This is a genomic window from Kosakonia sp. H7A (assembly GCF_003028445.1).
Classification (GTDB): domain Bacteria; phylum Pseudomonadota; class Gammaproteobacteria; order Enterobacterales; family Enterobacteriaceae; genus Kosakonia; species Kosakonia radicincitans.
Genome location: NZ_PYTZ01000010.1, coordinates 132,788 through 152,017, shown reverse-complemented (window position 1 = coordinate 152,017; position 19,230 = coordinate 132,788). Strand labels below are relative to the sequence as shown.

Annotated in this window: 19 protein-coding genes; 11 read left to right on the top strand and 8 right to left on the bottom strand. The window is 54.6% G+C overall.

The window, feature by feature from the left end; translation table 11 throughout:
* Nucleotides 1-88: 88 nt before the first annotated feature.
* The gene (zur, locus tag CWM66_RS24295) at nt 89-604 is read right to left on the bottom strand and encodes a zinc uptake transcriptional repressor Zur (protein ID WP_007372428.1); all 516 of its coding nucleotides are present in this window, start codon (nt 602-604) and stop codon (nt 89-91) included.
* A 282-nt stretch (nt 605-886) separates the two neighbouring features.
* Between zur and traF the strand changes: the two genes are divergently transcribed.
* Nucleotides 887-2,203 (top strand): conjugal transfer protein TraF, encoded by a 1,317-nt coding sequence (traF, locus tag CWM66_RS24290; RefSeq protein ID WP_007372429.1) that lies wholly within the window; start codon nt 887-889, stop codon nt 2,201-2,203.
* Nucleotides 2,204-2,243: 40 nt separating this feature from the next.
* Here the strand turns inward: traF and ycaC are convergent, their stop codons facing one another.
* Nucleotides 2,244-2,867 carry an isochorismate family cysteine hydrolase YcaC gene (gene ycaC, locus CWM66_RS24285; RefSeq protein WP_007372430.1) on the bottom strand — a complete coding sequence of 208 codons (624 nt, stop codon included), beginning with the start codon at nt 2,865-2,867 and terminating at the stop codon, nt 2,244-2,246.
* Nucleotides 2,868-3,102: 235 nt separating this feature from the next.
* Here ycaC and dusA point away from each other — a divergent pair, with 235 nt between their 5' ends.
* Together dusA and pspG are read left to right on the top strand one after the other, a co-directional pair.
* Nucleotides 3,103-4,122 carry a tRNA dihydrouridine(20/20a) synthase DusA gene (gene dusA / locus CWM66_RS24280; protein ID WP_090398293.1) on the top strand — a complete coding sequence of 340 codons (1,020 nt, stop codon included), beginning with the start codon at nt 3,103-3,105 and terminating at the stop codon, nt 4,120-4,122.
* A 133-nt stretch (nt 4,123-4,255) separates the two neighbouring features.
* Nucleotides 4,256-4,498 carry an envelope stress response protein PspG gene (gene pspG, locus CWM66_RS24275; protein WP_007372432.1) on the top strand — a complete coding sequence of 81 codons (243 nt, stop codon included), beginning with the start codon at nt 4,256-4,258 and terminating at the stop codon, nt 4,496-4,498.
* Between the two features lie 189 nt (nt 4,499-4,687).
* On the opposite strand, the gene CWM66_RS24270 is transcribed toward pspG, so the two are convergent.
* Nucleotides 4,688-5,671 (bottom strand): quinone oxidoreductase, encoded by a 984-nt coding sequence (locus tag CWM66_RS24270; protein ID WP_072440882.1) that lies wholly within the window; start codon nt 5,669-5,671, stop codon nt 4,688-4,690.
* 59 nt (nt 5,672-5,730) lie between these two features.
* Here CWM66_RS24270 and dnaB point away from each other — a divergent pair, with 59 nt between their 5' ends.
* The 6 genes from dnaB to CWM66_RS24240 all read left to right on the top strand — a co-directional run bounded on the left by dnaB (nt 5,731) and on the right by CWM66_RS24240 (nt 11,420).
* Nucleotides 5,731-7,137: a replicative DNA helicase gene (gene dnaB / locus CWM66_RS24265; protein WP_007372434.1), complete on the top strand. Its 1,407-nt coding sequence runs from the start codon at nt 5,731-5,733 to the stop codon at nt 7,135-7,137.
* 142 nt (nt 7,138-7,279) lie between these two features.
* Nucleotides 7,280-8,359: an alanine racemase gene (gene alr, locus CWM66_RS24260; protein WP_107147426.1), complete on the top strand. Its 1,080-nt coding sequence runs from the start codon at nt 7,280-7,282 to the stop codon at nt 8,357-8,359.
* 105 nt (nt 8,360-8,464) lie between these two features.
* Nucleotides 8,465-9,658, top strand: coding sequence for an aromatic amino acid transaminase (gene tyrB / locus CWM66_RS24255; RefSeq protein ID WP_079517094.1), 1,194 nt, complete (start codon nt 8,465-8,467; stop codon nt 9,656-9,658).
* A 194-nt stretch (nt 9,659-9,852) separates the two neighbouring features.
* Nucleotides 9,853-10,563 carry an acid phosphatase AphA gene (aphA, locus tag CWM66_RS24250; protein WP_007372438.1) on the top strand — a complete coding sequence of 237 codons (711 nt, stop codon included), beginning with the start codon at nt 9,853-9,855 and terminating at the stop codon, nt 10,561-10,563.
* Nucleotides 10,564-10,632: 69 nt separating this feature from the next.
* The gene (locus CWM66_RS24245) at nt 10,633-11,049 is read left to right on the top strand and encodes a secondary thiamine-phosphate synthase enzyme YjbQ (RefSeq protein WP_007372439.1); all 417 of its coding nucleotides are present in this window, start codon (nt 10,633-10,635) and stop codon (nt 11,047-11,049) included.
* 2 nt (nt 11,050-11,051) lie between these two features.
* Entirely contained in the window at nt 11,052-11,420 is a 369-nt protein-coding gene (locus CWM66_RS24240) for an MmcQ/YjbR family DNA-binding protein (RefSeq protein WP_007372440.1), read from the top strand.
* 3 nt (nt 11,421-11,423) lie between these two features.
* Here the strand turns inward: CWM66_RS24240 and uvrA are convergent, their stop codons facing one another.
* Nucleotides 11,424-14,249, bottom strand: coding sequence for an excinuclease ABC subunit UvrA (gene uvrA / locus CWM66_RS24235; protein ID WP_007372441.1), 2,826 nt, complete (start codon nt 14,247-14,249; stop codon nt 11,424-11,426).
* Nucleotides 14,250-14,513: 264 nt separating this feature from the next.
* Between uvrA and ssb1 the strand changes: the two genes are divergently transcribed.
* Nucleotides 14,514-15,047: a single-stranded DNA-binding protein SSB1 gene (ssb1, locus tag CWM66_RS24230; protein ID WP_007372442.1), complete on the top strand. Its 534-nt coding sequence runs from the start codon at nt 14,514-14,516 to the stop codon at nt 15,045-15,047.
* A gap of 60 nt (nt 15,048-15,107) precedes the next feature.
* Here ssb1 and CWM66_RS24225 read toward each other — a convergent pair whose 3' ends face one another.
* From CWM66_RS24225 to CWM66_RS24210, 4 genes are all read right to left on the bottom strand, one after another.
* A complete protein-coding gene (locus CWM66_RS24225; protein WP_035889716.1) occupies nt 15,108-15,644 on the bottom strand; it encodes a chorismate mutase in 537 nt (178 codons plus the stop codon).
* A gap of 156 nt (nt 15,645-15,800) precedes the next feature.
* Entirely contained in the window at nt 15,801-16,574 is a 774-nt protein-coding gene (locus tag CWM66_RS24220; protein ID WP_007372444.1) for an amino acid ABC transporter substrate-binding protein, read from the bottom strand.
* Between the two features lie 24 nt (nt 16,575-16,598).
* A complete protein-coding gene (locus tag CWM66_RS24215; protein WP_007372445.1) occupies nt 16,599-17,366 on the bottom strand; it encodes an amino acid ABC transporter ATP-binding protein in 768 nt (255 codons plus the stop codon).
* Entirely contained in the window at nt 17,344-18,039 is a 696-nt protein-coding gene (locus tag CWM66_RS24210) for an amino acid ABC transporter permease (RefSeq protein WP_007372446.1), read from the bottom strand. Before CWM66_RS24210 ends, CWM66_RS24215 begins: the two co-directional genes overlap by 23 nt.
* 376 nt (nt 18,040-18,415) lie before the next feature.
* Between CWM66_RS24210 and CWM66_RS24205 the strand changes: the two genes are divergently transcribed.
* Nucleotides 18,416-19,180, top strand: a complete 765-nt coding sequence (locus tag CWM66_RS24205; RefSeq protein WP_007372447.1) for an IclR family transcriptional regulator — start codon at nt 18,416-18,418, stop codon at nt 19,178-19,180.
* Nucleotides 19,181-19,230: the final 50 nt, after the last annotated feature.

The following is a 19,230-nucleotide window of genomic DNA, read 5'->3' as shown; positions in this document are numbered from 1 at the left end:
TTGTGCTAACCCTCGAAGGCTACCCTGCCCGAAGGTACAAGGATGTACCACCCCTCCAGCTGTTTTATCTATCGTCCCGCTCAAAAGATTAACGTGGCTTTTTCTTCACCTGCACGGTGTGGTCGTGGTGGCAATGGTCGTGATGACGGCAGGACTCCACTTCGACACAGTCTGCACATAAGCCGTGAGCTTCAATGACATTATGTCGCAGAGCAAAGCCCATCTTTGCCGCCAGCGCATGCATAATATCTTCCACGCCTTCCGCCTGCTCTTCTTTTACCGAACCACAGCGATCGCAGATAAACATCGCGGATGTGTGCGTCGGCTGGTCAAAAAGGTGGCACAGCACGTAGCTGTTTGTTGATTCGACTTTATGTACGAACCCTTGTTCCAGCAGGAAATCAAGAGCGCGGTACACCGTCGGCGGCTTGGCCTGCGGTTCGCTTTCACGCAGCAGATCGAGCAGATCGTACGCGCTGATGGCACTTTGTTGCAGGCTGAGTAATCTCAACACTTCAAGACGCTGGGGAGTCAGGCGCACGTTGCGCTGCACGCACAGCTTTTCAGCCTGCGCTAACATCTCTTGCGAAGTGGTCTTATCCATAGGCGCTCTCCGGTTGGGGAAATACAAGCCATACACTTTACCATGTCCTGTCGAAAACGCCGAGATCGTGGCCAGCAATCTCCATTTCTCTGGATCGCTTCCCGAAATGGATTCCGTCATCTATAAATAGTGATGGTCATCACTTAAAACAATAATCTCCGGGTACTTACGGGTATTCCGGCAATTTAGCTTCATTTTCTTACGTTATTCACAGCAATAGTGCATTCCTGTTTGTGCGAATACTTACAGGCTTAAAACTCATCTGGCTACGAGACGCATACTGTGGAAAAAAAACGTAAACTTTCGCTGGTCGCGATCGCTGTCTCCTTTTTTGTGGCAAATCAGGCAGGGGCAGCCAATACCTGGGCAGAAGCACGTAATGATGCAATGGGGGGAACGGGCGTTGCATCTGCGAATTATGGCAGCGGGCCATTAATCAACCCGGCACTGTTAGCAAAAGCAAAACCCGATGATGATATTACCGTCATCCTGCCGAGCGTACAGGCGCAAATTAGCGACAAAGATAATCTGCGCGACGAGATCGACGATATCAATGACAAAATCGATGGCTACAAAGATGTGGTCGATAACCTCACCGCTGCGGAAATTATTGCTAATCCGCTCGGTACGGTAAGGCAATTTCAGAGCGCCGCGGGCGATTTGGCGAATGAGCTGGAGTTTCTGAGAGGGAAAACAGCGCAGGCCAAAGCCGCCGCCGGTATCGCGGTAAGTATCCCCAATGATGTCCTTTCCGTGGCATTTGTGACGAAAGCTTATGCCCATGCGCGCGTCACGTCGTCAATCGATCAGCAGGACATTGACTACCTGCGCAGTATTGAGAACAGCACCGCCGTCGCCGCCGGTGAAGCGCTGAATGCGGTGATATCGCCGAATGGCAGCGAAGAAATCACCAAAAACCTCAACTCAACCGCTTCAGGCCGCGCGGCTATCGTCTCGGATTACGGCATTGCGATGGCTCGCCAGTTTGATGTCGGCGGCGTACCGTTATCCGTTGGTGTGACGCCAAAATTACAGAAAACCTGGGTCTACAACTATACGGCGTCGATTTATGACTACAAAAGTAGTGACTGGAACAGCAGCCGCTACCGTACCGATGATACCGGCTTCAACGTGGATGTTGGCCTGGCCGCGGATTTCGGCGAGAATGTGACGGTCGGTTTGACCGGTACAAACCTGATCTCCCGTGACATTGATACCAAAGACATTCGTATTCGCAACGGCAGAACGGGCGATGTGGTGAGCTATAAAGATACTTACCAGATTAGCCCGGTCGTGACGGCAGGCGCGGCATGGCATAACGACCTGCTGACACTGAGCGCCGACGGTGATTTAACCGAGACTAAAGGCTTTAAGAGCGAGAAAAATTCCCAGTATGTCGGCGTGGGTGCGGAAGTTCGCCCGTTGAGCTGGCTGGCGGTGCGTGCCGGTTACCGCGCGGATGTCAAAGGGGATGATAAAAACGTCTTTACCGGCGGTGTCGGATTTGCGCCGTTTAATCGCGTGCATATCGATCTGATGGGTCTGGTGGGTGAAGATCAAACCTGGGGGGCCGGAGCACAGCTTAGCGTGACTTTCTGATGAGTAACCGGAGGCATTGCGCCTCCGGTTTTATTGGCGCTTATTTACCGGTGAGCTTGTCGTAGCTGGTCATCAGATTACGGTAATCAGGAATATGGTTGGAAAACAGCGTTGCCAGACCTTCAATATCATTACGCCAGTCGCGGTGTAATTCGCAGGCGGCACCAAACCATGTCATCAACTGCACGCCAGCCTGGGACATACGATCCCATGCGGAATGACGTGTAATTTCATTGAATGTTCCTGAAGCGTCGGTAATAACAAACACTTCATAGCCCTCTTCAATGGCGGATAACGCCGGGAAAGCAACGCACACTTCCGTCACCACGCCAGCAATAATCAACTGCTTCTTGCCGGTTGCTTTGACGGCCTTAACGAAATCTTCGTTATCCCAGGCATTGATGTTACCCGGGCGGGCAATATAAGGCGCATCCGGGAACTGCGCTTTAAGTTCCGGTACCAGCGGGCCATTCGGTCCGGTTTCAAAACTCGTGGTCAAAATCGTGGGCAATTTGAAATATTTGGCGAGATCGCTTAACGCCAGAACATTATTTTTGAACTTGTCCGGCTCGATATCTCTTACCAGAGATAACAAACCCGTTTGATGATCAACTAACAGAACGGCTGCATCATTTTTATCAAGACGAACATACGGTTTAGACATAATAACTCCCTGTTTCAGTTGACAATAGCTTTCTGCTATTGGGTTAAGACTCCTTGTGCGTTAGAAAAAATATAGAAAGGGAACCGTGTCTCAACAAGGTGAAAAAATGCCTTCTCCAGTGACTTACAGCGAATGTGATACAATAGAAAATCTTATTGTCTATTGCTTTCGCTCACCGGCGGAATAGCGGTGAGAGCACCTCTTTTTCTGGAAATCAAAGCACGGTAATTCTGAAATGACTAACGCCAGCCAAACCAGCGTAATGCCTGTAAATTCTGACAATCACTGGTATGGGCGATTCAGCGTCGCTCCGATGCTCGACTGGACGGACAGACATTGCCGCTACTTCCTGCGTTTACTGTCGCGCCAGACGCTGCTCTATACCGAAATGGTGACGACGGGCGCCATTATTCATGGCAAAGGTGATTATCTGGCGTACAGCGAGGAAGAGCACCCGGTGGCGCTGCAACTGGGCGGCAGCGATCCGGCACAGCTTGCGCACTGTGCGAAGCTTGCGCAAGCGCGCGGTTACGATGAGATCAACCTTAACGTCGGTTGTCCGTCCGATCGCGTACAGAACGGGCGTTTTGGCGCCTGCCTGATGGGCGAAGCGCAACTGGTGGCGGACTGCGTGAAAGCGATGCGCGACGTGGTTTCTATTCCGGTGACGGTGAAAACCCGTATTGGCATCGACGATCAGGATAGCTACGAATTCCTCTGCGATTTTATTGGTACCGTTGCTGGTAAAGGCGAGTGTGAAAGCTTCACCATTCATGCCCGTAAAGCCTGGCTCTCTGGTCTGAGTCCAAAAGAGAACCGCGAGATCCCGCCGCTGGATTACCCGCGCGTCTATCAACTTAAACGCGATTTCCCGCACCTGAAGATGGCGATCAATGGCGGTATAAAATCGCTGGAAGAGGCCAAAGCCCATTTGCAGCATATGGATGGGGTCATGGTCGGGCGCGAAGCCTATCAGAATCCGGGAATTCTGGCCGCTGTCGATCGGGAGATTTACGGTGCCGATGTTGTGGATGCCGATCCTGTCGCCGTGGTTCGCGCAATGTATCCCTACATTGAACGCGAACTGAGCCAGGGCGCTTATCTTGGTCATATCACGCGTCATATGCTCGGGTTATTCCAGGGCGTGCCGGGCGCGCGTCAGTGGCGTCGTTATCTGAGCGAAAATGCGCACAAAGCAGGCGCTGATATCTCGGTAGTGGAGCACGCGCTAAACCTGGTGGCATCGAAGCGTTAAAATTTCACTAAAAGATAGTCAAATTCACTAAGCCCTGCACTGCGTTGCAGGGCTTTTTATTTTAAAATCAAAAGGTTATTTTTGGCATGCTTCTTGTAATGTAAAAGACATTACCGATTCTCTGGAGAAGATCATGCTGGAACTACTGTTTATTATTGGCTTTTTTGTCATGTTGCTGGTGACCGGCGTTTCACTGCTCGGCATTATCGCCGCGCTGTTGGTTGCCGCCGCAGTGATGTTTTTGGGCGGACTTTTTGCTTTGATGATCAAACTGTTGCCCTGGCTGCTGCTGGCCGTGGCGGTAGTCTGGGTGATTCGTACTATCAAAGAGCCGAAGGTTCCACGTTATCAACGCAATAACCGCTGGCGTTACTAAAGTATTGAGTGGTTCGTCACAACCCTGAGACATTTCCAGCAGCATTGCTTAGAACCGAATAGGATTTAGATATCAAATCTGTCACTATCGCGGCGTTAACGAATTCATCGCGCTGTACCCTACAATGCAGCCGAACTAAAAAAAGAAAGGGCTTCCTGCGGGAAGCCCTAATTCTTTCTGAGACTTATCTCACGGGATCAGCAGGCTTGAGCCTTGCGTGGCCCGGCTCTCCAGCGCTTCATGCGCCCGTTGCGCATCTTTCAGTGCGAACTTCTGGTTGTCGGCCACATCCACTTTAATCACCCCGCTGGCGATTAGTGAGAACAGCTCATTGCTGGCTTCCTGTAACTCTTCGCGGGTGGTGATATAGCCGTTCAGGGAAGGGCGGGTGGCATAAAGAGAGCCCTTCTGGTTGAGAATGCCCAGGTTCACGCCAGTAACTGGCCCGGAGGAGTTGCCAAAACTGACCATCAGCCCACGGCGATGCAGGCAGTCGAGGGAAATTTCCCAGGTATCTTTACCCACCGAGTCATACACCACGCTGACCTTTTTACCGTCGGTCAGCGCCTTAACGCGTTCAACCACATTCTCTTCGCTGTAGTTGATCACCTGCCAGGCGCCGGCCTGTAATGCACGCTGCGCTTTTTGCGCCGAACCTACGGTGCCGATAAGCTTCGCGCCCAGCGCTTTCGCCCACTGGCAGGCAATCAGCCCGACGCCGCCCGCCGCTGCGTGGAATAAAAAGATCTCATTGGGTTTGATGTCGTAGGTTTTGCGCAGCAGATAGAACACCGTCAGCCCCTTCAGGAACGAGGCGGCGGCTTGTTCAAAGGAGATGGCGTTTGGCAGGACGGCCACTTTGTCTGCCAGAACGTTATGCACCGAACTGTACGCGCCAAGCCCGGATTGCGCATATACCACGCGATCGCCGACCTTAATATGCGTGACGTTACTGCCGACTTTACTCACCACGCCAGCGGCTTCGGTGCCCAGCCCGCTTGGCAACGCGGGAGGCGGGTATAAGCCGCTGCGAATGTAGGTGTCGATGTAGTTGATGCCAATGGCTTTATTTTCCACCTGCACCTCGTTTTCTGCCGGAGCGGCGGGGGTAAATTCCACCGCGCTGAGCACGTCGGGGCCGCCATGCTTGTGAAATTCTATTCGTGTCGCCATGCTTCCTCCTGATGTGATAATCTTTCGAACCATTCATAACCCGGATAGCTCCATTCACTATGGCAGGAAATAAACCCTTCAACAAACAGACTGAAACCCCTGACAGACAGGTCGAGGGGATGAAAGTGCCTCCACATTCCATCGAAGCGGAGCAGTCGGTGTTGGGCGGTTTAATGCTGGATAATGAGCGCTGGGACGACGTCGCCGAGCGCGTCGTGGCCGAAGACTTTTATACCCGTCCGCACCGTCATATTTTTACCGAGATGCATCGCTTGCAGGAGATGGGGAAACCTATCGACCTGATCACCCTGGCGGAATCGCTGGAACTGCAAGGGCAACTGGATATTGTCGGCGGCTTTGCCTATCTGGCTGAGTTATCAAAAAACACGCCAAGTGCGGCGAATATCAGCGCTTATGCCGATATCGTGCGTGAACGTGCCGTGGTTCGCGAGATGATCGCGGTAGCCAATGAAATCGCTAACGCCGGTTTCGATCCGCAGGGGCGCACCAGCGAAGATCTGCTCGATCTGGCGGAATCGCGGGTGTTTAAGATCGCCGAAAGCCGCGCCAATAAAGACGAAGGTCCGAAAAATATCGCCGATGTGCTTGAGGCAACTGTCTCGCGTATCGAGCAGCTTTTCCAGCAGCCGCATGATGGTGTCACGGGCGTGAACACCGGCTATGAAGATCTCAATAAAAAGACGGCAGGTTTGCAGCCGTCAGATCTGATTATTGTTGCTGCCCGTCCGTCGATGGGTAAAACAACATTTGCCATGAATCTCGTCGAAAATGCGGCGATGTTGCAGGATAAACCGGTTCTTATCTTCAGTCTTGAGATGCCATCAGAACAGATTATGATGCGTTCTCTGGCGTCGCTGTCGCGCGTGGACCAGACGCGCATCCGTACCGGCCAGCTTGACGATGAAGACTGGGCGCGCATCTCCGGCACCATGGGGATCCTGCTGGAAAAACGCAATATCTACATTGATGACTCCTCCGGCCTGACGCCGACAGAAGTGCGTTCGCGCGCGCGGCGTATTGCCCGCGAGCACGGCGGGATTGGCCTGATTATGATCGACTACCTTCAGTTGATGCGTGTACCGTCGCTTTCCGACAACCGTACGCTGGAGATCGCCGAGATCTCCCGCTCGCTGAAAGCGCTGGCAAAAGAGTTGCAGGTGCCGGTGGTGGCGCTGTCGCAGCTTAACCGTTCTCTGGAGCAGCGCGCCGATAAACGCCCGGTCAACTCCGACCTGCGTGAATCCGGTTCTATCGAGCAGGACGCCGACTTAATCATGTTTATCTATCGTGACGAGGTTTATCACGAAAACAGCGATTTAAAAGGTATTGCAGAAATCATTATTGGTAAGCAGCGTAACGGGCCGATCGGTACGGTACGTCTGACCTTTAACGGGCAGTGGTCACGTTTTGATAATTATGCAGGGCCACAATACGACGATGAATAAATTTTCGTCATCCTTCGCGCCGCAGGTGCGTTGACGGCACCCGCCCACCCCGGTCACTTAGTTTACTAAGCCCCGGGGATTCCCGGGTTTGTCGCCTTCCTGCAACACGAATGATGCAGAAAATTGTTTTTTGAGGAAAAACATGCAAGCGGCAACCGTAGTAGTTAACCGCCGCGCTCTGCGACACAATCTGCAACGTCTGCGCGAGCTGGCTCCTGCCAGCCGACTGGTTGCAGTCGTGAAAGCGAACGCCTATGGACACGGTCTCGTGGAGACCGCGCGAACGCTCCCCGATGCCGACGCTTTTGGCGTTGCCCGTCTCGAAGAAGCCCTGCAACTGCGCGCAGGGGGAATCACACAACCGATTCTGTTGCTGGAAGGTTTTTTCGCCGCCAGCGATCTGCCCGTACTGGCAGAGCACCAGCTTGAAATGGTGATCCATAGCCCCTGGCAACTGGATGCGCTGGAAACGGCCACGCTGCCCGCGCCGGTAACGGTGTGGATGAAACTGGATACCGGCATGCACCGTCTTGGCGTGCATCCTCATGAAGCTGAGGCGTTTTACGCGCGTCTTTCCGGCTGCAAAAATGTACGTCAACCAGTGAATTTTGCCAGCCACTTTGCCCGCGCCGATGAGCCGGAGTGCGGCGTAACGGAACGCCAGCTGGATATTTTCACCACTTTTACTGAAGGCAAACCGGGCCTGCGTTCGATAGCCGCTTCTGGCGGCACCTTGCTGTGGCCGCAGTCGCACTTTGACGCTGTGCGCCCCGGCATCATTCTCTATGGCGTTTCGCCGCTGGAGAACAGACCGTGGGGCGCGGATTTCGGCTTTCAGCCGGTGATGACGTTGACTTCCACGCTGATTGCCGTACGCGACCACAAATCAGGAGACGCAGTCGGTTATGGCGGAACCTGGGAAAGCGCGCGCGACACCCGCTTAGGCGTAGTGGCGATGGGATATGGCGACGGTTATCCGCGCGCTGCGCCTTCCGGCACGCCCGTGCTGGTCAACGGACGCGAAGTGCCGATCGTTGGCCGCGTGGCAATGGACATGATTTGTGTCGATCTCGGCCCGGATGCGCGTGAGCGCGTCGGTGATAGCGTGGTGCTGTGGGGTGAAGGTTTACCTGTCGAACGTATCGCTGTCATCACAAAAGTGAGTGCTTACGAACTTATTACGCGCCTGACCGCCAGGGCGTCGCTGCAGTACCTCGACTAAACGTTTTGCGCTTTCCTGCACGGGAAAGCGCTGCCCCTCTCGATCTTCCCCGGCTTCCGGTTTATTGTGTTGTTCTTGCCGACTGTAAACCTGGAGAATACACGCGTGTTTCAAAAAGTTGACGCCTATGCTGGCGACCCGATTCTCTCGCTCATGGAGCGTTTTAAAGAAGATCCGAGAAGCGACAAAGTTAACCTCAGCATCGGGTTGTATTACAACGAAGATGGCATCATTCCGCGCCTGCAGGCGGTGGCTGAAGCCGAAACGCGCCTGAATGCGCAACCGCACGGTGCATCGCTCTATCTGCCGATGGAAGGGCTGAACAGCTACCGTCACTCCATTGCGCCGCTGCTGTTTGGCGCCGACCACCCGGTGCTGGCGCAAAACCGCGTGGCAACTATCCAGACGCTGGGCGGCTCCGGCGCGCTGAAAGTCGGCGCGGATTTCCTGAAACGCTACTTCCCCAACTCCGGCGTCTGGGTCAGCGATCCAACCTGGGAAAACCACATCGCCATTTTTGAAGGCGCTGGATTCGAAGTAAGCACTTACCCCTGGTATGACGATGAAACCAACGGTGTACGTTTCCCGGCACTGCTGGAAAAACTGAATACCCTGCCGGAACAAAGCATCGTGTTACTGCATCCGTGCTGCCATAACCCGACAGGTGCGGACCTGACTAACGCCCAGTGGGACGAGGTGGTCGGCGTGCTGAAAGCGCGCAATTTGATTCCGTTCCTCGACATCGCTTACCAGGGCTTTGGCGCAGGTATGGAAGAAGACGCTTACGCTATTCGCGCGATTGCCAGCGCCGGGATGCCTGCGCTGGTCAGCAACTCGTTCTCCAAAATTTTCTCCCTGTATGGCGAGCGTGTCGGCGGCCTTTCCGTGGTCTGTGAAGACAGCGAAGCCGCAGGCCGAGTGCTGGGACAACTGAAGGCCACCGTCCGTCGCAACTACTCCAGCCCGCCAAGTTTTGGCGCGCAGCTGGTGGCGACCGTGCTCGGTGACGCGGCGTTACGGGCGCTCTGGCTGAAGGAAGTGGAAACGATGCGCACGCGCATTCAGGCAATGCGCCAGCAACTGGTGCAGGTGCTGCGCGAAGCCGTACCGGGCGGGAATTTCGACTACCTGCTTAAACAGCGCGGCATGTTCAGCTACACCGGCCTGAGCGCGGCGCAGGTCGATCGTCTGCGCGAGGAGTTTGGCGTTTACCTGATTGCCAGCGGTCGTATGTGTGTTGCGGGTCTGAACAGCCGCAACGTGCAACGCGTGGCGCAAGCATTCGCCGCAGTAATGTAAGCACTCGCTCACTTTTTAGTTTTCCCCGACCTTCTGCCAACGGGCGGAAGGTCATTATCCCCCCGTGTTCTCTCATTATCGGCGTAATTAGCAGAAAATCCTTTGTTTCATCTGCCGCTGGGGTTAAGGTCGGATAACATTTCGACCATTCGCACCATTTATGAATATAACGAACTGATAATTTAGGGATAAAGATGCGAACGATCACTCGTCTTTTCGGCGCCGCCTGTTTATGGCTGGCGTCCGGTAGCCTTGCGGTTTACGCCTCTGCGCCTTCTCCGGTTGCGGATGGCACCAACATCATCAAGCTGGCAGAGCAGGCGCCTGTTCACTGGGTTTCCGTGGCGCAAATTGAAAGCTCGCTGGTGGAGCGCCCGCCAATGGCGGTCGGGTTTGATATCGACGATACGGTACTCTTCTCCAGCCCCGGTTTCTGGCGCGGTAAGAAAACCTGGTCTCCGGAGAGTGATGATTACCTGCACAACCCGGCGTTCTGGGAAAAAATGAATAACGGCTGGGATGCATTCAGCATTCCCAAAGAGGTGGCGCGTCAGTTAATCGCCATGCATGTGAAACGCGGCGACAGCATCTTTTTCATTACCGGCCGCAGCCAGACAAAAACGGAAACCGTGACGAAAACGTTGCAGGAGGATTTTCTGATCCCGGCAGCGAATATGAATCCGGTGATTTTTGCCGGCGACCAGCCAGGGCAGAACACCAAAATTCAGTGGCTGAAGGAGAAGCAGATCCGCATTTTCTACGGCGACTCGGACAGTGATATCGCCGCCGCGCGTGCGAGCGAAGCCCGGCCAATCCGCATTCTGCGCGCCGCGAATTCCACCTATAAGCCATTGCCGCAAGCAGGTGCTATGGGCGAAGAGGTGATTGTCGACTCGGAGTTTTAAGCGCCGGATTTGCCCTTTTGCCGATTTGCAGCACACTTAAAAACGGCCTCTTTGCAGAAGGAACAGTCGATGTGGTATCAACAGACGCTCACGCTTGGCGCGAAATCGCGCGGGTTTCACCTGGTCACTGATGAAGTGCTGGATCAAATTCGCGAACTTTCCCGTGTGCAGGTGGGTTTATTGCATCTGTTGCTGATGCACACGTCAGCTTCCCTTACCCTGAATGAAAATTGTGACTCCACGGTGCGCGACGATATGGAGCGCCACTTTTTAAATGCAGTGCCGGACAACGCACCGTATAAGCACGACTACGAGGGGCCGGATGATATGCCCTCGCATATCAAATCCTCAACACTGGGTGTTTCACTGCTGCTACCGGTCAGGAATGGGCGCGTGCAGTTAGGAACGTGGCAGGGGATCTGGCTGGGAGAGCATCGTATCCACGGCGGGTCGCGCACGATTATCGCGACACTACAAGGGGAATAAAGATGACAATTTCGGAGTTGCTGCAATATTGCATGTCCAGGCCTGGCGCGGAACAGAGTGTGCACAGCGACTGGAAAGCCACGCAAATCAAGGTCTCAGATGTGCTGTTTGCGATGGTGAAAGAGGTGGACGGTCGCCCGGCGGCGTCGCTGAAAACCAGCCCGGAACTGGCGGAGCTGCTGCGTCAGCAGCATGAAGATGTGCGCCCAAGCCGACATCTGAATAAAGCGCACTGGAGCACGGTATATCTCGACGGTTCGCTGCCGGATTCGCAGATTTACTATCTGGTGGATGCTTCGTATCAGCAGGCGATGGAGCTGGTACCGGAAAATATCCGGCACCAGCTTTATGAAGGATCAACCCGCTCGTAGCCGCTATTTCAGCATCGGTTTAAGGAATCGCGCCGTGTGCGAGGCTTCGCATTCGGCGACGGTTTCCGGCGTACCGGCAACGAGGATTTCACCGCCGCCGCTGCCGCCTTCCGGGCCGAGATCGACAATCCAGTCCGCCGTTTTAATCACGTCCAGGTTGTGCTCAATCACCACGATGGTATTACCCTGATCGCGCAACTGATGCAGCACGTCCAGCAACTGCTGGATATCGGCAAAGTGCAGGCCGGTCGTCGGTTCATCGAGGATATAGAGCGTTTGCCCGGTGCCGCGTTTCGACAGCTCACGCGCCAGCTTCACGCGCTGCGCCTCGCCGCCGGAGAGCGTGGTGGCCGACTGTCCCAGACGAATATAGGTCAGCCCGACATCCATCAGCGTTTGTAACTTGCGCGCCAGCGCCGGAACGGCATCAAAGAATTCACGGGCTTCTTCGATGGTCATATCCAGCACTTCGTGGATGGTTTTGCCCTTATATTTGATCTCCAGCGTTTCGCGGTTATAGCGTTTGCCTTTGCACTGATCGCACGGCACATAAATATCCGGCAGGAAGTGCATCTCCACCTTGATAACGCCGTCGCCCTGACAGGCTTCGCAGCGGCCGCCGCGCACGTTAAAGCTGAAGCGTCCTGGCGTGTAACCGCGCGAGCGTGATTCCGGCACCCCGGCGAACAGCTCGCGCACTGGCGTAAAGACGCCCGTGTACGTTGCCGGGTTGGAGCGCGGCGTGCGGCCAATCGGGCTCTGGTCGATGTCGATCACCTTATCGAAATGTTCCAGCCCCTGAATATCGCGGTACGGCGCGGGTTCCGCGATAGTGGCGCCGTTGAGCTGGCGCTGGGCGATCGGGAACAGCGTATCGTTGATCAGCGTCGATTTCCCGGAACCGGAAACGCCGGTGATACAGGTGAACAGGCCCACCGGCAGCGTCAGGGTGACGTTTTTCAGGTTGTTGCCACGTGCGCCGGTCAGCTTGAGCATTTTTTCCGGATCGGCGTTCACGCGCTGTTTCGGCAGCTCAATTTTACGCTTGCCGCTCATATACTGGCCGGTCAGTGATTCCGGCACCGCCATAATATCCTTGAGCGTCCCTTCCGCGACGACCTGCCCGCCGTGCACGCCCGCGCCAGGACCGATATCAATCACGTGGTCGGCCGCGCGGATGGCATCCTCGTCGTGTTCGACGACAATCACCGTGTTCCCCAGATTACGCAGGTGGATCAGCGTACCGAGCAGGCGCTCGTTGTCGCGCTGGTGCAGACCGATGGACGGCTCATCCAGCACGTACATGACGCCTACCAGACCGGCGCCAATCTGGCTCGCCAGACGAATACGCTGCGCTTCGCCGCCGGAGAGGGTTTCCGCCGAGCGGGAAAGCGTCAGGTAGTTCAGGCCGACGTTCACAAGAAACTTCAGGCGGTCGCCAATCTCTTTCAGCACTTTTTCGGCAATTTTCGCCCGCTGACCGGAAAGCTTCAGGTTATTGAAGAAATCCATCGCATGGCCAATGCTCATGTCGGAGATGGTCGGCAACGGCGTATTTTCAACGAACACATGACGCGCTTCGCGGCGCAGACGCGTTCCTTCACAGGAGGCGCAGGGGCGGTTGCTGATGAATTTCGCCAGCTCTTCGCGTACCGCGCTGGATTCCGTCTCTTTGTAGCGGCGCTCCATATTATGCAGCACGCCTTCGAACGGATGACGACGCACGGAGGTGTCGCCGCGATCGTTCATATATTTGAATTCAATTGACTCTTTACCGGAACCGAACAGCACCACTTTTCGCACGCTGTCGCTCAGGCTTTCCCACGGCGCTTCCACATCGAATTTGTAGTGATCCGCCAGCGATTTCAGCATCTGGAAATAATAGAAGTTACGGCGATCCCAGCCGCGGATTGCGCCGCCAGCCAGCGACAGTTCCGGGTTCTGGATCACGCGGTCCGGGTCAAAATATTGCTGTACGCCGAGGCCGTCGCAGGTTGGGCATGCGCCCGCCGGGTTATTAAACGAGAACAGGCGCGGTTCCAGTTCGCGCATGCTGTAGCCGCAAATCGGGCAGGCAAAGTTGGCGGAGAACAGAAGCTCTTCCGCGTTGGTATCGTCCATGTCGGCGACCACTGCGGTGCCGCCGGAGAGTTCCAGCGCGGTTTCAAACGATTCCGCCAGGCGCTGCGCCAGATCGCTGCGTACTTTAAAGCGGTCAATCACCACTTCAATGGTGTGTTTCTTTTGCAGTTCCAGCTTCGGCGGATCGGAAAGATCGCATACTTCGCCGTCGATACGCGCGCGGATATAGCCCTGGCTTGCCAGATTTTCCAGCGTTTTGGTGTGCTCGCCTTTACGCTCTTTAATCACCGGTGCCAGCAGCATCAGGCGCTTGCCTTCCGGCTGCGACAGCACGTTATCCACCATCTGGCTGACGGTTTGCGCCGCTAGCGGTACATCGTGATCCGGACAGCGCGGCTCGCCAACGCGGGCGTAAAGCAGACGCAAATAGTCGTGGATCTCGGTAATTGTCCCGACGGTGGAACGCGGGTTGTGCGAGGTTGATTTCTGCTCAATCGAGATCGCCGGCGACAGACCTTCAATATGGTCAACGTCCGGTTTTTCCATCAGCGATAAAAACTGACGGGCATAGGCGGAAAGCGATTCAACGTAGCGGCGCTGTCCTTCGGCGTAAAGCGTGTCGAAAGCCAGTGAGGACTTACCAGAACCCGACAGCCCGGTGACGACAATCAGTTTGTCGCGCGGGATGACGAGGTTGATGTTTTTGAGATTATGGGTGCGGGCGCCCCGTACTTCTATCTTATCCAATCCATTCACCTTTTACCCGGAGGAACACGTTTTGCCCGGTGTGTTTGAAGGACAACCGGCGATCACAAACGGCTAATTATGACACAATTTAACCTGTTTGAATATACAGTATTGGAATGCAAATCATGATTCGATGTGCAACAATGCGCCGTGAGTGCGATATCTCCGGAACATGCTTCGCAGCTATCAAATTGCTACATGGAAATGGTACACTCGCGCGTTTACACTACTAAGAAACGTATTAACGTATCAGGAGACTCGAACATGGCCAGCAGAGGCGTAAACAAGGTGATTCTCGTCGGTAATCTGGGCCAGGACCCGGAAGTACGCTATATGCCGAGTGGTGGCGCAGTTGCCAACATTACGCTGGCTACTTCCGAATCCTGGCGTGACAAGCAGACCGGCGAAATGAAAGAGCAGACAGAATGGCACCGCGTTGTGCTGTTCGGCAAGCTGGCGGAAGTGGCCGGTGAGTATCTGCGTAAAGGCTCTCAGGTTTATATCGAAGGCCAGCTGCGTACCCGCAAATGGACCGATCAGTCCGGTCAGGAAAAATACACCACGGAAGTGGTGGTGAACGTGGGCGGCACCATGCAGATGCTGGGCGGTCGTCAGGGCGGCGGCGCACCGGCAGGCGGGGCAGGCGGTGGCCAGCAGCAGGGCGGTTGGGGTCAGCCTCAGCAGCCGCAGGGCGGCAACCAGTTCAGCGGCGGCGCGCAGTCTCGTCCGCAGCAGTCTTCCGCTCCGGCACCGTCTAACGAACCGCCGATGGATTTCGACGACGATATCCCGTTCTGAGTTCGCTTTTCAAAGCAAGTTAATCAGAACGAAAAGCCCTGCTTCGGCAGGGCTTTTTACTTAATCTTTCAACGAAATCCTTTTCATTGTTTCCCAGATCCTCTGCTTATCCTGCTCGTGTAAATTCTTCTGCTGCAAGGCGTGCATAAATGCCTTCCGGTCCTGTTCCGTCAGGGGTTGCCCGGACTTTAATCGTGCTGCCACACTTTGCAGAATACGGGCGCTAAGTTGGCCGATTTGCGTCCGGACGTCCTGAAGCGGGCGAGGCTGCCAGTCAGTTTCCGGCGCGGCCAGCCAGTCGGCGCGATAGCGGTACTGAATCGCCTTGGCGGCGTCCATCTGCGCCTGAATAAATGGCCTTACGCTCTCGCCTTTTAATCCCAGCGAATCAGCATCAGCAAGGGTACTCTCCAGCACCTTCTCCTCTTGCTGTAGATCTTCAATCGCCTGGTGATGCTGTGCTTTATAACCGGCAACATCTTTCATCCAGGACAAACGTTCATTGATCAAATTGCCAATCGAAGGCGCTGAAGCGGCTGTAGCAGAGAACGTTGCGGCAGCGAGAAGCAACACGGCTGTATAGAGCTTGTACGGCATCATAAATCTCCGACATCGATAAACAGGAAGCCTCTGGCGGCGTTGAAGAAACGTTTCGCAGAAAGCGTAACTGGCGCATTTTACAGCCATGTGATGATAAAAAAACCGTAAACCCGAGCCGGGCTTACGGTTCTCTTTTACAGCAGGGGTAAAAAATTACTTCGACACGTCCGCACCAAAGTATTTCTGGGAAATACGTTCGTAGGTGCCGTCGGCCTTGATCTCTTCCAGCGCTTTATCAATCGCCGCTTTCAACTGCGGGTTGTTTTTGCGCAGCAGCACGCCGGATTTCTCTGCATTCTCTTCTGTGGCGATGATTTTCACCGGCGCAGACGGTTTATGTTTTTTGAAGTCGAGGAACGACAGGTTGTCGTTGATGGTGGCATCGGCACGGCCCTGCACCACCAGATCGATAGACTGGTTAAAGCCGTCGGTCGGGACAATTTCCGCACCGTATTTACGCGCGATCTGGGCGTAGTTACTGGTCAGTGAATGGGCTGATTTTTTGCCTTTCAGATCGGCAAAACTTTTAATGCTGCTATTTTTGTCATTGACGATCAGTACCGCTTTAGACGCAATGTACGGCTCGGAGAAGTCGAATTTCTTCTCGCGTTCCGGCGTAATACCCACCTGGTTGATCACCACGTCATAACGGTTCGCGTCGATACCGGCGATCAGGCCGTCCCATTTACCTTCAACGAACTGCGGGTTCACTTTCAGGCGTTTGGCGATTTCACGGCCAATTTCTACGTCAAAACCTTCCAGCGTGCCGGAAGCATTGTGGAAAGTGAACGGCGGATAGGTGCCTTCAGTCCCGATTTTCAGTACGCCAGCGGACTGAATCTTTGCCAAATCATCCTGCGCCAGCGCTGCGTGGGCAAAACCAAGCTGCATAATCCCGGCTACGACTAATGTTGCGAGTGCTTTCATCTGCATTACCCTATGTTGTTTTAATTAACTCGCCCCGAGTTCCGGGAGCGCTGTGCTTAAAGAGGCGATAAACTCCGCGGTACGGGGTTTCTTCGCATGTAAAAACAAATCGTTAGCGGAGCCGGACTCGACAATTTCCCCGGCTTCCAGAAACACCACCTGGCTGGCGATATTCGCCGCCAGACGCAAATCATGGGTCGCCATGATCATCGTGGTGCCTTCCAGCGCCAGCTGGCGCAGTACGGACACCACTTCGCCGGAGAGCTCAGGATCGAGTGCGGAAGTGGGTTCATCGCACAGCAGAACCGCCGGTGACGGCGCCAGCGCACGGGCAATCGCCACGCGTTGTTGCTGGCCGCCAGAGAGCGTATTCGGCAGGGCATCGCGTTTGTGCAGCATGCCGACTTTATCCAGCAGCTCTTCACCACGGCGGCGAGCGCGTTCGCGATCCCATTTATGCACCGTAACCAGCCCTTCGGTGATGTTGTCGAGGGCGGTCATGTGCGGAAACAGCGCGAAGTTCTGGAACACCATACCGGTCTGGCGGCTGATGCGACGAATATCCTGGCCTTTGATCCGCGCACCTGGCGCGAATGTGATGCGCTCTTTGCCGATGGTCAGCTCCCCGGACTGAGGAATTTCCAGCAAATTAATGCAACGCAATAAGGTGCTTTTCCCGCTGCCTGAAGGACCAATCAGCGTGGTTACCGTGCCTTCTTCAATCGTTAAATTGATGTCCTTCAGCACCCGGTTGCCGTCGAAACTTTTTTCAATGCTGGAGAGCGTTATCATTGACCTGGCCTTTTACTGTCGTACCCGCTAATTTCCGCTCCAGCTTCTCTTGCAAATGCGATAACACAGAACTGAAGAACAGATAAATAATCGCCGCTTCGCTGTACAGAATCAGCGGTTCATAGGTCACCGCTGCAATTTGCTGCGCGGCAAGAAACATCTCCGGTACGGTGATCACCGACGCCAGCGAAGTATCTTTTACCAGAGAAATAAAGGTGTTAGAGAGCGGCGGCACGGCGATGCGCGCAGCCTGCGGCAGAATAATACGACGCAGAGACTGCGCCCAGGTCATGCTGATGGAGTGGGCGGCTTCCCATTGCCCTTTCGGCACAGCCAGCAGCGTTGCTCTGATCACTTCGGAGGTATACGCGCCAATATTGACGGTAAAGCCAATCACCGCCGCAGGGAAGGCATCAATGGTGATCCCGGCGCTCGGCAACGCGTAGAAAATCAAAAATAGCTGCACCAGCAACGGCGTACCGCGAATCAGCCAGACGTAAAACCGCACCACCGGCTTTAAAAAAGCCGGGCCGTACAGGCGCAAAAGCGCAACCACAAAACCGAGCGACAGCCCAAGAATAAAGGAGATCAGCGTTAAGGGAATGGTGAATTTTAGCCCTGCGGAAAGCATCGGCCAGAAAGAATCAATCGCTAAGGGTAACCATGTTGGCACTGCACACCTTCCGGACGGAACATTTTGCCAGAAATTGCTGGCGGAATATTTTATTAGCCCGGCTTAATTATTTGAGGGCTGGATTAGTGCGAATTATATTCTTTGCGCCGTGTGCGAAAACAAATATATACGAATAACGTTATACGAAAAAAAGCTAAGCCATTCTTTTTTGATACAAGCCCGCCGTCATCACCTGCCGCTTTATTGCACTATTTGCGTGATATGTCGCCATTCATGCACCTTTTTTGATCGTTACTTTAGTGCGTGAATTCTGATCGATTTTATGCGTTTTCTGTAAATTCAGTTTGTTACACGCTGGCACCCTTCTTGCAGTTCCATTTAGTGAAACTTCAGTCCCATTTTATGAGACCGCATTATGTCCATTTTAGAAACCACGGCCAGCATTCTGAAATTGATGGTGGATCTGCAAAGCGGTATCCGCGTCAGTGATGTGATTACCCACCTCGGCATGCCCAAAAGTACCGCTTCGCGCGTGATGAGCCAGCTTGAGTTCTGGGGCTATCTGGAAAAAGACGAAAACCAGGGCACCTTTCTGCCTGGCCCGTTGATTATGTCGGCTTCGCATCTCGTCAGCCGCCAGATCACCCTGAGCGATCACGTTGATGCGGCGCTGCGCAACCTGTGCGAACGCACGGGATACACTGGCTATATCTCGATGCTCGATAACCAGGAAATCCTTGTGCTGCGGGTGATCCACGGCCGTCAGGCGCTGCCGGTTGTTACCTGGCCGGGTTCGCGCTCGCCGGCATGGGGAACTTCGACCGGCCGCGCGCTGCTGGCGCGTCTTTCCGATACACAACTCCATGATTTTTTTGCCAGCCCGCTGGTGGTATCGCAGCTTAGCGGTACACAGCAAGACGTCAGCATGCTGGTTGCTGCCGTGGCCCGTACCCGCGATGCCGGTTACGCAACGGCCGTTAATGAATCGGTTGCCGACACGGCTTCCGTTAGTTGCGCAGTAGGCGACCCGGCCACTCACGAAGCCGTGGCGTTCTGCCTCTCCTTCCCTCAACACCTTGCTACCCCTGAAGAGTTGCAACGGATCGCGACATTACTGAAAGAAGCCGCCCTCACCATCGCCGGAAAAACCGGTGACACGCTGGTGACCAGCTCGCTTTGATTTTTCCTTTTTTGCCAATACCAGGAGAATAACCGTGAGTCAGACTGTCT